This is a genomic window from Rheinheimera mesophila (assembly GCF_000986865.1).
GTDB classification, from domain to species: domain Bacteria; phylum Pseudomonadota; class Gammaproteobacteria; order Enterobacterales; family Alteromonadaceae; genus Pararheinheimera; species Pararheinheimera mesophila.
Genome location: NZ_LAVS01000084.1, coordinates 687 through 1,302 on the forward strand (window position 1 = coordinate 687; position 616 = coordinate 1,302).

The following is a 616-nucleotide window of genomic DNA, read 5'->3' on the forward strand; positions in this document are numbered from 1 at the left end:
AATAGAGGAGGTGAGACATGAGTATTCTAGAAAAGATATTTAAAACTAGGAAAGATATAACATATATGCTTGATTTAGATATGATAGAAGATCTATCACAACAAGCGTATGTGAAACGTTTAGCGATTGATAGTTGTATTGAATTTGTTGCGCGAGCTGTCGCTCAAAGTCATTTTAAAGTATTGGAAGGTAATAGAATTCAAAAGAATGATGTTTACTACAAGTTAAATATAAAACCAAATACTGACTTATCAAGCGATAGTTTTTGGCAACAAGTTATATATAAACTAATTTATGATAACGAGGTTTTAATCGTAGTAAGTGACAGCAAAGAATTACTTATCGCAGATAGCTTTTACAGAGAAGAGTACGCTTTGTATGATGATATATTCAAAGATGTAACGGTTAAAGATTATACTTATCAACGTACTTTCACAATGCAAGAGGTCATATATTTAAAGTACAACAACAATAAAGTGACACACTTTGTAGAAAGTCTATTCGAAGATTACGGGAAAATATTCGGAAGAATGATAGGTGCACAATTAAAAAACTATCAAATAAGAGGGATTTTGAAATCTGCCTCTAGCGCATATGACGAAAAGAATATAGAAAA

The 616-nt window shown here is 30.8% G+C and carries 1 protein-coding gene; it reads left to right on the forward strand.

What is annotated here, in order from left to right:
• Nucleotides 1–17: 17 nt before the first annotated feature.
• On the forward strand, nucleotides 18–616 hold a 599-nt coding region (locus SD53_RS12660), incomplete at its 3' end, for a phage portal protein (RefSeq protein ID WP_046520570.1).